Genomic DNA, 15,318 nt, shown 5'->3' with positions numbered 1-15,318 from the left:
GCGGTCACGCTAGTCAGTTCACTGCTGGGCGGGAACCTCCGCCGGGCGCTTGAACATCCGGGTGGCGGTGATCTCGCCGTGGATGGTCGGGCCGTCCGGGTCCTGCGGGGCGGGCAGGCCGGGGCGCAGGTGCTCCTCCACCGAGATGTACTTGAGCCCGGCCCGCAGGTCGGCGTCGTTCCGCAGCCGGATCACCAGCGGGAACTCGGCGAGCGCGGTGGTGTCGAACAGGCCGGTGGTGTAGATGAGTTGGACGCCGAGCGCGTCCGCCACGGCGCGCTGGAGCTCCAGCAGGTAGGTCGCGTTGGCGCGGCCGATCGGGTTGTCCAGGAACAGCGTGCCGGCGTGCCGCAGCTGGGACTGACCGCGGTCGTTGGCGCGCAGCGCGGCCATCGTGCAGTACAGCGCGATGGCAGCGGTGAGCAGCTGGCCGCCGGAGAAGACGTCGGACATCTGGCCGACGCTCACCCGCTCGGCGCGCAGCACCGCGTCGGGCTTGAGGATCTCGACGCTGACGCCCTTGGGGCCGATCGCGGCGGCGACCCCGCGCAGCAGCAGGGACATGCCGTCGCGGCGCAGGTCGCTGTTCTTCTTGACGGCGGCCCGGGTGGCCTCGTCGATGACCTCGCCGAGGCGCTCGACCAGGGTGGCGTGGTCCGGGTCCTCGAAGCGGATCCGCAGGAACTCCTGGCCGGACCACTCCCCCAGGCCCTCGGGCAGCCGGGACAGCCGCTGGGCGGCGCGCAGCGTGGTGAGCGAGGACTCGACCAGCCCGCGCAGCCGGTCGACGATCGAGCCGCGGTTCTTCTCCAACTGGGTGAGCTCGTCGGTGAGCACCCGCAGCCGGGGCGCGAAGGCGGCGGCCCAGGCGGCCGCGTGCTCGGGCAGGGCGGAGGCGGGCAGTTCGCGGATCTGCTGCCGGGCCGGGGTGCGGACGGCCTCGTAGCGGGCGGCGTTGGCGTGCCGGACCAGCGCGTCGGAGGCGTCGCGGACGGCGAGTTCGGCGGAGGACAGCTCGCCGACGGCGGTGCGCAGGCCGCGGCGGGCGTCGGTGGAGGCGTTGCGGGCCTCGGGCAGCGAGCCCAGGTAGGGCTCGACCGTCTGGCCGTCGTCCTCCTGCTGCTCGCGCAGCCCGTCGCGCAGTTGGCCGGCCAGTTCGTCGAAGTCGGCGCCGGCGGACTGGGCGGCGTCGAAGGTGCGCTGGAGGTCGGCGTGCGCGGTGCGGGCGGTGTCCACCGCCTCCCGGCACTCGGCGAGCCGGCTGGTGGCGGTGCGCAGCAGGGTCTGGGCGTGCTCGGGGTCGGCGGGGACGAGCTCCTCGGGCAGCTCGGTGTGCGCCTCGCCGTCGGCGGGGGCGGAGCGCTCCGCGTCCCCGCGCAGGCGGCCGAGTTGCTCGCTGGCGGCGGCCGAGCGGGCCTCGATGGTGGCGACCAGCTCCTCGGCCCGGGCGGCGGCGGCCTGGCGGGCCGGGCCGTCGGCGCCGTCGGGGCTGCCGAGCAGTTCCTCGGCGCGGGTGCGGACCTTGTTGGTGAGGCGGTCGAGCTCGGCCGCGGCGGCGGCCTCGTCGCCCTCGGCGCGGGCCTGTTCGGCGCGCAGGTCGGCGCCGACGCCCACCTTCTCGTACAGCTGGGAGGCGGCCCGGTAGGCCTCGCGCAGCGCGGGCAGCGCCACGGGGGCGGTCTGCTCGGCGGGGTCGTCGGCCTGCTCGGCGGCGGGGATCTCGGCCCGTTCGGCGCGCAGGGCGCGCACCGTGCGGCGGGCGTCGTCGGCGGCGCGCTGGGCGGCGCGGCGGTCCTCGTCGCAGGTGCGGGCGCGTTCGGCGCAGACCGCCTGGCGGCGGTCGCACTCGGCCGCGTCCTCGGCCAGCTCGCGCTGGCGGCGGGCCCAGTTGGCGCGCTCGCGGAGCCGGAAGGCGAGGCCGGAGAGGGCGTCGGCGCGGCGGCGGGCGCGCTGGGCGGCCTCCCGCTGCTCCTCGTGGGCGGAGGCGGCGGCCGCGTGGTCGGTCTCGGCCTCGTCGTGCTCGGCGCGCAGGGTGGCCAGGGCGGCGGCGGCCTGCTCGGCGTGCTCGCGGGCGGTCTCCGCGGCGGCGGCGAGTTCGGCGAGGGTGCCGGGCGGGCAGCTGGCGTGCCAGGAGGCGAGCCGGGCGGCGAGGGCCCGGTCGGCGCCGAGGCGGCCGGCGAGTTCGCGGATGTGCTCCTCGCGGGCGGCGGCGCGGGCGCGCAGTTCGCGGCGCTCGCCGTCGGCGGCGGACTCGTCGTGCATGGCCGGGTTCGGCGGCACCAGGAAGAAGGCGGGCTGGTCGGTGATCGGGGCGACCAGCGAGGCGGCGGCGCCGACGGCCACGGTGGAGCGCGGCAGCAGGGCGGCGGCCTGGAGGGCCTCGCGGGCGCGCTCCAGCGAGGCCGGGTCGGTGACGACCACGCCGTCGACCAGTTCGGGGCGGGCGGCGAGGATCGCCTCGTGGTCGGCCGGGTCGACGGACTGGGCGAGGTAGCGCCAGCCGGGCAGCGCGGGGATGCCGTGCTCGGCGAGGTACTCGACGGTGGCCAGCACGTCGGGGCCGGGCGGCAGCAGGCCGCCGTCGCCGAGCGCGGCGAGGATCCGGGAGTCGTCGGCGGCGGCGGTGCGCAGGTCGAACAGGGTGCGTTCGGCGGTGGCGATCGCCTCGTCGAGGAGTTCGCGCAGGTACTCGGCGTTGCGGTCGAGCACGGTCGGGGTGAGGAAGCCGGCGTCCTCCTCGGCGTCCTCCTGGTACGGGGTGAGGGAGAGCAGGTCGGCGAGGCGCTGCTCGGTGGCGAGCAGGGCGGCGGTGCGCTGTTCGGCGGCCAGCGCGCGGGCGGCGTCCTTGCGGGCGTCGCCGGCGCGTTCGGCGGCGAGTTCGGCGCGGGAGGTGGCGGCGGCGGCCTCGCGCAGCCGGGTGGCGCCGGCCTCGGCGGCGGTGCGGGCCTGGGCCAGGGCCGCGGCGGCGGCCTTCTCGACGTCGGCGGCGTGCAGGGCAGCGCGGGCCGGGTCCACGTCGCCGTCGGCGTCGATGAAGCCGGCCTCGACGGCGGCCTGGGTCTCCTGCTCGACCTCGGCGAGGCGCTGGCGCAGGTGCTCGGCCTCGCTGCGGGCCTTCTGGGCGGCGGTGGCGGCCTCGGTGGCGGCGGACTGGGCCTTGCCGCCGTCCTCCTGGAGTTCGCCCGCGCGCTGCTCCTCGGTGTCGGCGCGGGTCTCGGCGGCCAGGGCGGCGGCCTCCAGCGCGCGGGCGAGCGCACCGGCGGCGCGGGCGCGGGCGGCGAGCGCCGGGGCGGCGTCCAGTTCGGCCTCCCGGATGGCCGCGGCGACCCGGGTGACCCGGTCGGCGGCGGCGCGCTGGCGCAGCACGGCCTCGGCGGCCTGCCAGGCGGAGTGCAGGGTGCGGGCGTCGGTCAGTTCGCGGCGCAGTGCGGCGGCCTCGGCAGTGGCCGCGGCGAGGCTCAACGTGGCGTGCCGGTGGGTGAGTTCGTCGGCGATCAGGCTGTGCCGGGTGCGGTCGGACTCGGCGGCGGTGACGGCGCTCGCGGCGGCGGCGACCTCGATGGCGAGGTCCTGGGCGCGGTCGCGTTCGGCGGCGGCGCGGGAGGTGAGGGCGTGCGCCAGGCGGCGGGCGCGGCGTTCGGCGGTGCGGTGGGCCTCACGGACCGTCTCGCGGGCGGCGGTGGCCTCGACGATGCGCTCCAGCAGGTCCAGGGAGCCCGCGGTGAAGTCGCGTTCGGCGGTGAGCTCGGCGCGCAGGCCGAGCTTGGCGGCGAAGCCGTGCACGAGGTCGGCCAGGCCGTCGGTGTCCCGCGTGTCGGTGACGGCGCGCAGCAGCAGGTCGGTGAAGTCCTTGTCCTGCTTGACCGCGAAGAGGCCGGCCGCCTCGCCCTCGTCGGCGTTCATCTCGCGCTGGTAGCGGAAGAGTTCGGGGTCGAGGCCGAGGTCGCCGAGGTGTTCGGTCCAGCGGTCGTGGCCGTCCTCGAAGACCAGGTCGAGGTGGGGGTGGGCCTTGCCGGCCTCGGTGAGGGCGTCGCGGAAGCCCTTCATGGTGCGGCGGCGGCCGCGGGCCTTCTGGTAGCCCGCCAGGCTGACCCGTTCGGCGACCGGCAGCGAGTCGAGGGTGAGGCCCGGGCCGGGGCGGAAGGAGTACCAGGTCTCGGCGAACTTGCGCGGGTCGGAGGAGACCTGACGGCCGCGCCACTCGCTGACCTTGCCGACCACGATCAGCTCGCCGGTGACGGTGTGCTGCCACTCCAGGGCGACGTGGCCGCAGTCGTCGGCGAGCAGGAACTTGCGCAGGACGCCGGAGCTGGCGCCGCCGAGGGTGTTGCGGTGGCCGGGGAGCATCACCGAGAAGATCAGCTTGAGCAGGACGGACTTGCCGCCGCCGTTCTCCAGGAAGAGCACGCCGGCCGGGGCCGGACGGCGGACCGGGCCGTCGCCCTCCTCGCCGAACAGGCCGATCTGCTGCGGGGCCGGGTCGGCGACGGGGTCACCGACGCCGCGCAGGTCGAGCACCGTGTCGGCGTAGCGGGCGCCGGCCGGTCCGATCGAGTAGAGGCGGACCCGGTTGAGCTCGTACATGTGCGGCGGTTCTCCGTGCGTCTATGGGATTGTCAGAACGATCAGAGCGAGTGGAACGGCAGGCCGGCGTCGGCGACCAGTTCGTCCGAGGTGTCCGGCGGCAGCAGGCTGGCGGTGCCGTCGGAGACGGGGACGATGCCCAGGTCGAGGAGTTCGGCCATCGCGGCGCCACCGGCCAGGTCGCGGACCTGGAGCTGGTAGCGGGCGGTGGTGCGGTAGGTGCCGCCGGAGTCGTCGGAGACCTTCTGCAGGAATCCGGAGTCGACCAGGAACATCACCGCCTTGGCGACGATGCCGATGGTGGAGCCGGAGAGCCGGCGGGCGTCCTTGGTCGCGCCGGTGGCGGTGCGCCGGGCCCAGACCCGCCAGGCGGCCTCCAGGCCGGGGGCGTCGGAGGCCGGGTCGGTGTTGGCGCCGTCGGTGTCGGCCTGCTCCTCCAGGCGGCGGCAGGCCTGGCGGACGAAGGAGTCGACGCCGTTGACGGTGATCCGGCCGAGGTAGCCGTCGTCGGCGAGGTCCTCGGGGCGGGGGAAGGCCATCGCGGCGACGGCGAGGTGGGCCAGGCCGTGCAGGAAGCGGTCGGTGGACTCGGAGGCGGCGCGGCGGGAGTAGTCGCCCATCCGGACGGCGAACAGCGACTCCTCGGCGGCGGCCACGGCCATGCCGGCCCGTGGCGAGACCTCCAGCACGACCAGGCCCATGCCGGTCGCGATGGCGTCGGCGAGGCGGGCGAACGGCGGGTCCTCGCGGTGCCGGCGGACGAGTTCGGCGTACTCGGCGTCGCGGGCGGGGAGCAGCTTGGCCTGGAGGCCGAAGGAGACCAGCCGGGCGGCGTCGGCGACGTCGGCCGGGGTGATCGGCGCGGGGGCCGCGGGTTCGCTCTCGGCCGCCCAGGACGTGTCGTGGTGGGTCGTCACGGGCGGTGCTCCTCGGGGCTGTTGCTGGTCGTGCCAGTTGCTGGTCGGGTGGTCCGGTGGTGCGTCGGGCCGGTGGGCCGGCGGGTGAGGCCGGTCGGTCGGTGCGTCAGGGCACTCGGTCGGTGCGTCAGGGCGGTGGGCTGGTGTGTCATGTCGGTCGGCCCGGCGCTCAGCCGGCGTCCTTGCGGTCGGCGGCCATGCCGACGGCGTCGAGCAGGGCGCTGCCGACGATCAGGTCGGCGCCGCCGAACTCCCGGTCGCGCAGCGGGGTGCCGTCGTCCACCGCGAAGAGCAGCCGCTCCTCGCCCTGGCGGTAGGCGGTACCGACCGGCGGGCTGGCCGCGTGCACGGCCAACAGGGCGACCAGGTACGGGAGTTCCGGATCCTGCCGGCGGGCGTCGGCGAGCAGCCCGGAGAGCCGGCGGGGGGCGTCCGGGGGCAGGTCCAGCAGTTCCTGGGCGGCTTCCAGCTGGGCTTCGGAGAAGCGGCTGTCGTCCGGGGTGGCGACCAGGTCGGGGTCGGGCAGTTCGGCGCCGAGGTGCTCGCGCTCGACCGGCGGGGTGAGCAGCAGGTCGACCAGGTCGGCGACCCGGACCGAGACGGGCGTGCGCAGCCCGGCGCCGCGGGCGAAGAAGGCGCCGGTCGGGCGGACGGCCTGCTCTATCGGCAGCCGCAGCACGGGGGCGAGCAGCTGGCCGTACAGGTCGATGCCGCTGCGGGCGCCGGGGGTGGCGAAGGCCTGCCGGTCCTGCTCGGCGCGGAACAGCGGGCCGGCCTCCAGCAAGCGGGTCTGCAGCTGGGTGTGGCGGCGGATGCAGTCCTTGACGATGTCGACCAGCTCGGCGGCGCGGCGCTTGTGCTCGGGGTCCTCGGCCTCGTCGCGGGCCTTGCGGATGTTGGTGAGAATCGCGTTCTCGTGCCGGTAGCGGTCGGCGATGTGGTCCAGGGCCTCGTCGATGAGGTCCGGGACGGCCTTCATCCAGTCGACCGCGCGGACGTTGCGGCGGGTGGCGTCGAGGGCGCGGCGCAGCGTCTCGGCGTACTGGACGGTGCGGTAGCGGGCCTGCTCGGCGGCCAGCTGGGCGTCGGCCAGGCGGCCGCGGCGGATCAGCACCTCCAGCTTGACCTCGGCGGCGATCTGGGCCGAGGTGACGTCGGTGTCCAGCGCGCCGACCAGGACGTTGACCGCCTCGTCGGTGGTGCGCAGGTAGACGCCGCCGTCGGGGCCGGGGACCTCCTCGATCAGCTTGAAGTCGTAGTCGCGGCGGACGTACTCGCCGTCGGCGCCGAAGGTGCCGTAGACGGCCCGGAAGCCGCGGTCCACGCTGCCGACGTTGATCAGCGACTCCAGCACCCAGCGGGCGACCCGCTCGTGCTCGGGGGCGTGCCGGTGCGGGGCCTGGGCGGCGACCCGGGGCAGCAGCCGGGCGAGCACTATGTCGCGGTCGGCACCGGTGTCGAAGTCCATGTGCAGGGTGACCAGGTCGATCGCGGCGAGGCCGACCTCGGCCATCGCGTAGCCGCCGTACTCGCCGGCCAGGTTGACCTTGCGGTTGTCCAGGTCGTGCAGCGGGGCGGTGCAGGCCAGCGCCTTGAGCCGACGGGCCAGGCCCTCGTCGGCGGCGGGGCCGGGTGCGGGCCGCGGGGCGGGCACGGCGGCGCCGGCGGCCGGGCGGAGGCCGGGCTCGGTGGGCGGGTCAGCGATGACGGTCACGGTGGACAAGATTAGGGGTTCGCACCGACTTCGACCGAAACGGACCTTGCGGACGGGCCCGGCGGCGGGCCGAGGAGCGTGTCGGGGCGGTTTTCAGAACGTGGTTTCGACGGAATCACGCCATTGGCGAACCGGTATCCGATAAAACCGTGAACGCGGTGCGCCGGTTCCGTGATGATCAACCTATGATCACCCGACTGGCCAAAGCGGGCCTCGCCGCCGCCCTGTCCGTGACCGTCCTCAGCACCGGCGCCGCCGTGGCCGCGCCGGCCGACGCCCCGTCGGCCTCCGCCCAGCACGTGACCGTCTCGCAGTCCGGGAACTACCCGGGCGGCTTCTTCACCTCCGGCAACATGTCGGCGAGCTGGGTCTCGTCCGGCACCTCGGACCTCACCGGCCCCACGCACTTCACCGTCGACCTCCCGCCGGGCGTCGTCACCGACGGCGCGATGTTCTACTCCACGCCGTACGACTACACCTTCACCGAGACCCTCTCCCCCGACGGCCGCCACCTGGAGGCCGTGCTGACCGGCACCCGGGTGGTCGGGAAGAGCGAGTTCATGAAGCTCAACCTGCGCACCACCCCCGGGGTGCCGATCGCCGGCGTGATCACGGTGACGGCCGCCAACCCGAACGACACCGACCCGACCGGGCACATCTCCCGCTACGACCTGGGCAGCCGCAGCTACCTGCCGCCGACCGTCCAGGCCGCGCCGGCCGTCACCGGGCTCGACACCACCACCGGACCGGGCGCGGGCGGCACCGCGGTGACCGTCAGCGGCAGCAACCTGACCGGCGGCATGGTGCTGGTCGGCGGCGTCCCGGCGCCGGGCACCTGCACGGACAGCGCGTGCACGGTGACCACGCCCGGCGGTTCGGGCAGTGCACCGGTCAGCGTGGTGACCCCGGGCGGCACCACCGCCGCGGCCACCGCCTTCGACTACACCGGCAACCCGCCGCCGGCGCCGCCCGCGCCGGTGGTCGGCAACCTGACCACCAAGAGCGGGCCGGTGGCCGGCGGGACCCAGGTGTACCTCCAGGGCTCCAACCTGACGGCCGGGTCGATCACGTTCGGCGGGGTGCCGGCGGCGCACGTCTCCTGCGGGCCCTCCTTCTGCTCGGCCACCTCTCCGGCGGGCACCGCGGCCGGTCCGGTGGACGTCACGGTGACCACGGCGGGCGGCACCAGCGCGCCGGTGACGTTCACCTACACGGCCTGACCGTCCCGGCCCGTCCGGGATCCGCTCCTGCTCGTTCCCGTGCCCTGGGCCCGGGTGCCGCTCCGGCGCCCGGGCCCAGGCGCGTCCGGGGGCGTCGGGGCGTCCGGGCGTGAAGCGGTCCCGGGCAAGTTGAACACGTTCAAATCGAGGTCTAGAGTCGGCCGTGCGCAGGTGGGACAAGGCCCTCCTGCACGGTCGGCATGCGTGCGCCCAGGCGCGCGCGGGAGGTGGGCGAGATGGACGACGACCCTGCGGTGGTCCTGCGGAAGGTCCGGCGCCTGCTCGGGTTCTTCCTGGTCTGCCTGGTGCTGAGCGGCCTGACGGCCTTCCCGCTGGAGACCGAGACGCGTTGGCTGGTCGAGTTCACCACCGGCCCGGCGGCCCCGCTGACCGACCACGTCCCGGCCGTCACCGCCTGGTTCGAACGGGTCCACACCGGCCTCGTCGAGACCAACCGGCACTACCCCTTCCTCGCGTACGGCACCGACTGGCTGGCCTTCGCCCACCTGGTGATCGGCGCCGCCTTCTGGGGGCCGCTCAAGGATCCGGTCCGCAACATCTGGGTGATCCGCTGGGCCGCGCTGGCCTGCGGCGCGGTGATCCCGCTGGCACTGGTCTGCGGACCGCTGCGGGGGATCCCGCCGGTCTGGCGATTCATCGACATGTCGTTCGGCGTGTTCGGCGTCATTCCGCTGCTGATCGTGCTGCGGGCGCTCCGTCCGCTGGAACGTTCCTTCCAGCAGCGCCTTGCCACGGACTGAGCCGACCGGCCCCGGGCGCCGCCCCGGGGCGTGTGGCCGCAGGCTGCACGCCGGTGCTCGCTCCGGCCGTCCGGGTCACGGACACCGGGCTTCACCGGCAGGCCCTACCATCTGGCTCAACAGCTGCTGGGAGGCGGACGGGCGTGGCCGATGCGGTGATCGATCTCAATGCGGACCTCGGTGAGGGGTTCGGACGCTGGACCCTGACCGACGACGAGGCCCTGCTGTCGGTGGTGACCAGTGCCAACGTCGCCTGCGGCTTCCACGCCGGGGACCCGTCGACCATGCGCCGGGTCTGCGCCCTGGCCGCCGAACGCGGCGTCCGGATCGGCGCCCAGGTCTCCTACCGCGACCTGGCCGGATTCGGACGCCGGGCGATGGACGTCCCCCCGGAGGAACTCGCCGACGAGATCGCCTACCAGATCGGCGCCCTCCAGGTCTTCGCCCGCGCCGCCGGCTCCCGGGTCTCCTACGTCAAACCGCACGGCGCCCTCTACAACCGGGTGGTCACCGACTCGGAGCAGGCCGAGGCCGTGGTGGCCGGCGTGCTGCGGGCCGGTGCGGTCTGCGACGGGCCGCTGCCCGTCCTCGGACTGCCCGGCTCCCGGCTGCTCACGGTCGCCGAGGGGGTCGGGCTGCCGGTGGTCACCGAGGCCTTCGCCGACCGCGCCTACACCTGGGCCGGCACCCTCGTCCCGCGCCGCGAACCGGACGCGGTGGTGCACGACCCCGAATCCGTGATCACCCGCGCCGTCGGCATCGCCCGGGACGGCTCGGTGGAGGCCGTCGGCGGCGACCGGATCGCCGTCGAGGCCCGCTCGCTCTGCGTCCACGGCGACACCCCCGGCGCCGCCCAGCTCGCCTGGCGGATCCGCGGCGCCCTCGCCTCGGCCGGGGTCCGGGTCGAGGCCTTCACGTGACGGACGCCGGGGGCAGACCGCTCGCGGCGGGCGGCCCGGGTGGTCTGCTCGCCGCGGGCGGCCCGGAGGCCGCGCACGCCCCGGTACGGCGGGTGGGCGAGCGGGCGCTGCTGGTCGAGCTCCCGGGCACGGCCGAGGTCACCGCCCTCTACGGCTGGCTGCGCGAGCGGCAGGCCGCCGGGGAACTCGGCGAGGTCGGCGAGGTGGTGCCCGCCGCCCGCACCGTGCTGCTGGACGGCGTCGCGGACGTCGGCGCGGTCGCGGCGGTGCTGCGCAGCGCCCGTCCGGCGGCGGCCGCGACGGCGAGCGGGCCGCTGCTGGAGGTGCCGACCGTGTACGACGGCGCGGACCTGGCGGAGGTCGCCGCGCTGTGGGGCGTCTCGCCGGAGGCCGCCGTACGGATCCACACCGGGCCCGAGTACGTGGTCGCCTTCTGCGGCTTCGCCCCCGGCTTCGGTTACCTCACCGGACTGCCGGCACGGTACGAGGTGCCGCGCCGGGCCACCCCGCGCCCAGCCGTGCCGGCCGGGTCGGTCGCGCTCGCCGGGCGGTACACCGGCGCCTACCCGACCCCCTCCCCCGGCGGCTGGCAGCTGATCGGGCGGACGGCACTGCCCCTCTGGGACGCCGCCCGCGAGCCGGCGGCGCTGCTGGTCCCCGGGCTGCGGGTCCGCTTCACGGCCGAACGGGCGTGACGACGGGCGCGACGACGGGCGTGACAGCGGGAGCGACACCAGCGTGACAACGGGCGCGCCCCGGACCCACGGGTCGCCGACAGGGCAGGGGCAGCACTGGCACGGCACGGCCGCGGGGCCGGAACGGCGCGGGACGCGACACGCGCGGCGCCGGCGGCGGACGGCCCTCAGCCCCGGCCCGACAGCACCTCCGCAACGGCTCGTTGGGCCGGGTCGAGCGCCGTTCCACCGTCCTCCGCGGACCAGACCGCGTTCTGCAGCACCCGGGCGAGCGTCCAGGCCACCGCCACCTCGCCGTCCAGCTCCAGCGCCTCCACCAACAGGTCGAAGCGCCACCGCAGTGCCCGGGCCGGGTCGGCGGCCCCGGCGACGTCCGCCCAGCGGTTGCGCAGCGCGGGCAGCAGCTCGAAGGCGGGGTGCCCGGCGAGCGGCTTGGGGTCGATGGCCAGCCAGGGCGCGCGCTCGGCGCCGGGCAGCGGGGCGAGCACGTTGCCGTAGTGGAGGTCCCAGTGCAGCAGCCGGTCGCCCGGCTCGGCGCGGACCGCCCGGACGGCGGCCGCACAGTCGGCGAGCAGCCGCCGCTCCGCCGGATCGGCGTGGGCGGCGGCCGTCGCCGGGGCCCGCAGCAGCAGCTCGGCCGCGATCGCCTTCAACGCCCTCAGCCCGGACGGAGCTTGATGCTTCGTCAATTCCTCCAACAGGTCCGCGATCACCCGCACCGCCGCACGGTCGTCCGACAGCGCGAGCAGCGAGCACGACGGGTCCAGACGCTCCAACAGCAGGGATCCGGTGGCCGGTTCGTGGTCGAGCAGCCGGACGGCGCCGTGCCCGCCCCAGGCGCGCAGGGCGAGCGGCTCGCCCGCTGTCTCCTCGTCCACCAGCTGGAGCTTGAGTGCGGCCGGTGTGCCGTCGGCGCGGCGCACCGGCAACACCAGCCCGACCACCCCGTGCATCGCCGGGCCGTCCGGGCGCAGCTCCCAGGCGTCGAGCAACTCACCGGCCAGCAGCGGGAGTCGGGCCGCCCAGGCGCGTCCGTCCGGGCCGAGGGAGTCGGCGAGCGACGCGACCAGCGCGGGCGGGACGACGACGGACGGCATGCGGGGCTCCTCTCGGCCGCTGCCGGTCAGGCCGGTCCGAGCGCGGCGGCAGCCTCCGCAGCGTATCCGTCCGGGTTGTCGAGCATGATGGTGTGCCCGCAGTCCGGCACGGCCACCACCCGCACTCCGGCCGCGCGCAGCCCGTCGGCGCCCACGGGTTCGCCGTCGGCTGCCGGGTGCAGGAAGGTGCGTGGCAGGTCGAGGTCGAGCAGCAGCTCGCGCATGGTCGGCTCGCTGCCCCGGGCGAGGTGCACGGCGCTGCGGTACAGGGCCTCCGGCCCGGCCAGCCGCATGGTGGACCACCAGAACGGCCCGACCCGCTCACCGACCTCCTCCCGCCCGCCGGCCAGGAACTCCGCCTCGGTGTAGCCCGCGATCCCGCTGCTGCCGGTCCGCTGCCGGTCGGGCGCGATCGGGTCGAGGTTGGCGTCCACCAGGAGCAGCCGGGAGACCAGCCCGGGGTGGCGGTGCGCCAGGACGATCGCGATCGCGCCGCCCATGCTGTGGCCGACCACCTCGACCCGGCTCAGCCCGGCCGCCGCGACCGCCGTCGCGACCGCGTCGGCGTGCGCCTCCAGGGTGTACGCGAAGTCGGCGGGGCGGTCGCTGATGCCGAAGCCGAGCAGGTCGAGCAGCAGCGAGCGGCGCCCGGCGAGCAGCGGGTGGGTGGCGGCGGCCGCGAAGTAGACCGGGGAGGTCGCGCCGAGGCCGTGCAGGTGGAGCCGGGCGGGTTCGGCGCCGGGCAGTTCCACCCAGCGGATCCGGTCGCCGTTCGGCGTGACGACGGCGTCGCGCATGCGTTCACCCTCCTGCGGTGTCGGTCGGGGTCGTGGTGTCGGTCGGGGCTTGCGAGGCCAGACCATACCTCGAAGTCGAGGTATCACGGAACCGATATACCGACGCCCCGAGGCGCCGATCTGGAAGAGTGACCCCATGCTGAAGCTCGCGATCCTCGGATTCCTCTACGACCGGCCGCTGCACGGCTACGAGCTGCGCCGCCACCTCGCCGCGCTCACCGGCCACATCCGCCCGATCAGCGACGGCTCGCTCTACCCCGCCATCAAGCGCCTGGAGGCCGACGGCCTGCTGGTGCGCGAGACCGAGCCCGGCAGCGCCGCCGCCCCCCGGCACACCCTGCACCTCACCCCGGCCGGCCGCAGCGCACTGCTCGACCGGCTGCGCGCGCCCGAACCGCTCGACATCAGCGACGGCAACCGCTGGACCACCCTGCTCTCCTTCCTCCGCCACCTCGACGACCCGGCCGCCCAGGCCGCCGTGCTCCGCCGTCGGCTGGACTTCCTCGCCGAGCCGGCCAGCTTCTACTACGAGGGCGAACGCCCGCTCCGCGCCGAGGAGTTCACCGACCCGTTCCGGCGCGGCCTGCTGTTCACCGCCCGGGCCACGACCGAGGCCGAGGTCACCTGGCTGCGCGCCGCGGCGGCGGAGCTGGACGGTGACGGAGCCGGGGAACCGGCGAACTGACCGGTTCCCGCCCCGACGTCCGGCCGCCCGTGGTCCGATGGCAAGCATGGGCGACGACACGCACGACCGCGACGAACGACGCGAGGGCTACGCCGGAAGCGGCAGCGGCGCGATCACCCCGGACGGCTGCGCCGTCGAGGTCTGGTCCCGACTGCCGGTGGGCGACGACCCGGAGGTGATCGAGGCGGCGGTGCCGCCCGGCGCCCGCATCCTCGAACTGGGCTGCGGCGTCGGCCGGATGACCCACCCGCTGGTCGAACGCGGCTTCGCCGTCACCGCCGTGGACGAGTCCGCCGAGATGCTGGCCCGGGTGCGCGCGGACGTCCGGACGGTGCGCAGCCCGATCGAGCGGCTGGACCTCGGCGAGCGCTTCGACGTGGTGCTGCTCGCCTCCTTCCTGGTGCACGCCGGTGATCCGGCCGTCCGCCGGGGCCTGCTGGAGACCTGCCGCCGCCACGTCGCCGAGGACGGCTGCGTGCTGGTGCAGCGGGAGGGCGAGGACTGGCACCGGAACGTGCCGCGGGAGAGCCCGATCGCCGGGACGGACGGGGTGTCCCGGATCCTCTCCGCGACACCGGTCGGTTCCGGGGTGAATTCCGTCCACGCGGAGTACGTCTTCCCGGACGGCACCTGGACCCAGACCTTCCTGTCCCGCCCGCTCACCACGGAGGCCTTCGAGCGGGCGCTGACGGAGGCCGGGCTGCGGGTCGAGACCTACCTGACCGAGGACCGCACCTGGGTCCGGGCCCGACCGGCCGACTGATCAATCCCGCGGCGCTCCGGGCCCGGGGTCGCCCGGGTCCGGGCCCGGCACGGCATCGGTGCGCAAAGTCCGATTAAAGGGTGAACAAAGAACTGTTACCTTCACCCCGTACCATCGGCCGCGCGCCGGGCCCCGTGCGCGGCCCGGGGCCGCGCGGGTCGCGGACGTCCGCACGCCCGCTCCGACCCGCGAGGACCCGCCCATGCCGCAGCCGTGCCCCACCCGCCCGATACCCCTGGCGGGTGCCCGGTGATCGACTGGTTCCACGGGGCCGTGCTCGGCCTGATCCAGGGGCTCACCGAGTTCCTGCCGGTCTCCTCCAGCGCCCATCTGCGGGTGTTCTCCGCCCTCCTGGGCTGGGACGACCCGGGCGCGGCCTTCACCGCCGTCACCCAGCTCGGCACCGAGGCCGCGGTGCTGATCTACTTCCGCCGGGACATCGCCTCGATCGTCCGGACCTGGGCGCTGTCGCTGTTCCGCCCCGCGCTGCGCTCCGAGCCGGACGCCCGGATGGGCTGGTTCGTGATCATCGGCACCCTGCCGATCGCCGTCCTCGGCAAGCTGTTCCAGCACTCCATCGAGACCCACCTGCGCGACCTGCGGATCATCGGCACCACGCTGATCGTGTTCGGCCTGGTCCTGGCCCTCGCCGACCGCACCCGGGCCGTGCGCCGCGCCCGTCCGATCACCGACCTCACCCTGCCGCACGCGGCCGCCTACGGCTTCGCCCAGGCCCTGGCGCTGATCCCGGGCGTCTCCCGCTCCGGCGGCACGATCAGCGCGGGACTGCTGCTCGGCTACAGCCGGGAGGCGGCGGCCCGGTACTCCTTCCTGCTCGCGATCCCGGCCGTGCTGGCCTCCGGCACCCTGGAACTGTTCAAGATCGGCGAGGGCCCGGCCCCGGCCTGGGGGCCGACCATCCTGGCCACCGTGATCGCCTTCGCGGTGGGCTACGCGGCGATCGCCTGGTTCCTCAAGTACATCTCGAACAACAGCTTCCTCCCGTTCGTGGTGTACCGGGTGCTGCTCGGCGCACTGATCATCGGCCTGGTGGCGGGCGGCGTGCTGGCGCCGGACGCGGGCACGGTCAAGTAGAACGCCGTTCCACCGCACGAGGCGGAGCGGACAGCAGTGGGCCGGGACACCCGACGGGGTGTCCCGGCCC

Annotated in this window: 12 protein-coding genes; 7 read left to right on the top strand and 5 right to left on the bottom strand. The window is 75.4% G+C overall.

Going from position 1 to position 15,318, the window contains the following annotated elements; translation table 11 throughout:
* Positions 1–18: 18 nt before the first annotated feature.
* From AB0O91_RS31825 to AB0O91_RS31815, 3 genes are all read right to left on the bottom strand, one after another.
* Entirely contained in the window at positions 19–4,584 is a 4,566-nt protein-coding gene (locus AB0O91_RS31825) for a hypothetical protein (protein WP_363440530.1), read from the bottom strand.
* Between the two features lie 41 nt (positions 4,585–4,625).
* On the bottom strand, positions 4,626–5,501 hold the full coding sequence (locus tag AB0O91_RS31820) for a hypothetical protein (protein WP_363440527.1): 876 nt from the start codon (positions 5,499–5,501) through the stop codon (positions 4,626–4,628).
* Between the two features lie 169 nt (positions 5,502–5,670).
* Entirely contained in the window at positions 5,671–7,155 is a 1,485-nt protein-coding gene (locus AB0O91_RS31815) for a hypothetical protein (RefSeq protein WP_363440583.1), read from the bottom strand.
* Positions 7,156–7,400: 245 nt separating this feature from the next.
* Between AB0O91_RS31815 and AB0O91_RS31810 the strand changes: the two genes are divergently transcribed.
* The 4 genes from AB0O91_RS31810 (at position 7,401) to pxpB (ending at position 10,811) form a co-directional block, all read left to right on the top strand.
* Entirely contained in the window at positions 7,401–8,435 is a 1,035-nt protein-coding gene (locus AB0O91_RS31810; RefSeq protein WP_363440524.1) for an IPT/TIG domain-containing protein, read from the top strand.
* A 236-nt stretch (positions 8,436–8,671) separates the two neighbouring features.
* The gene (locus AB0O91_RS31805; RefSeq protein ID WP_363440521.1) at positions 8,672–9,196 is read left to right on the top strand and encodes a hypothetical protein; all 525 of its coding nucleotides are present in this window, start codon (positions 8,672–8,674) and stop codon (positions 9,194–9,196) included.
* Positions 9,197–9,339: 143 nt separating this feature from the next.
* The gene (locus AB0O91_RS31800) at positions 9,340–10,116 is read left to right on the top strand and encodes a 5-oxoprolinase subunit PxpA (protein ID WP_363440518.1); all 777 of its coding nucleotides are present in this window, start codon (positions 9,340–9,342) and stop codon (positions 10,114–10,116) included.
* Between the two features lie 92 nt (positions 10,117–10,208).
* Positions 10,209–10,811: a 5-oxoprolinase subunit PxpB gene (gene pxpB, locus AB0O91_RS31795; RefSeq protein ID WP_363440581.1), complete on the top strand. Its 603-nt coding sequence runs from the start codon at positions 10,209–10,211 to the stop codon at positions 10,809–10,811.
* Between the two features lie 167 nt (positions 10,812–10,978).
* Here the strand turns inward: pxpB and AB0O91_RS31790 are convergent, their stop codons facing one another.
* Positions 10,979–11,908 (bottom strand): aminoglycoside phosphotransferase family protein, encoded by a 930-nt coding sequence (locus AB0O91_RS31790; RefSeq protein WP_363440515.1) that lies wholly within the window; start codon positions 11,906–11,908, stop codon positions 10,979–10,981.
* Between the two features lie 26 nt (positions 11,909–11,934).
* Positions 11,935–12,705 carry an alpha/beta hydrolase gene (locus tag AB0O91_RS31785; RefSeq protein WP_363440513.1) on the bottom strand — a complete coding sequence of 257 codons (771 nt, stop codon included), beginning with the start codon at positions 12,703–12,705 and terminating at the stop codon, positions 11,935–11,937.
* A gap of 136 nt (positions 12,706–12,841) precedes the next feature.
* On the opposite strand from AB0O91_RS31785, the gene AB0O91_RS31780 reads away from it, so the two are divergent.
* From AB0O91_RS31780 to AB0O91_RS31770, 3 genes are all read left to right on the top strand, one after another.
* Positions 12,842–13,390 carry a PadR family transcriptional regulator gene (locus tag AB0O91_RS31780; RefSeq protein ID WP_363440510.1) on the top strand — a complete coding sequence of 183 codons (549 nt, stop codon included), beginning with the start codon at positions 12,842–12,844 and terminating at the stop codon, positions 13,388–13,390.
* Between the two features lie 46 nt (positions 13,391–13,436).
* Positions 13,437–14,153 (top strand): methyltransferase domain-containing protein, encoded by a 717-nt coding sequence (locus AB0O91_RS31775; protein ID WP_363440508.1) that lies wholly within the window; start codon positions 13,437–13,439, stop codon positions 14,151–14,153.
* 249 nt (positions 14,154–14,402) lie between these two features.
* Positions 14,403–15,248 carry an undecaprenyl-diphosphate phosphatase gene (locus AB0O91_RS31770; protein ID WP_363440505.1) on the top strand — a complete coding sequence of 282 codons (846 nt, stop codon included), beginning with the start codon at positions 14,403–14,405 and terminating at the stop codon, positions 15,246–15,248.
* Positions 15,249–15,318: the final 70 nt, after the last annotated feature.

This window comes from Kitasatospora sp. NPDC089797, from assembly GCF_040684795.1.
GTDB lineage: Bacteria > Actinomycetota > Actinomycetes > Streptomycetales > Streptomycetaceae > Kitasatospora.
The sequence above is the reverse complement of the archived record's forward strand: the minus strand, read 5'-3'. Positions and strand labels throughout refer to the sequence as shown.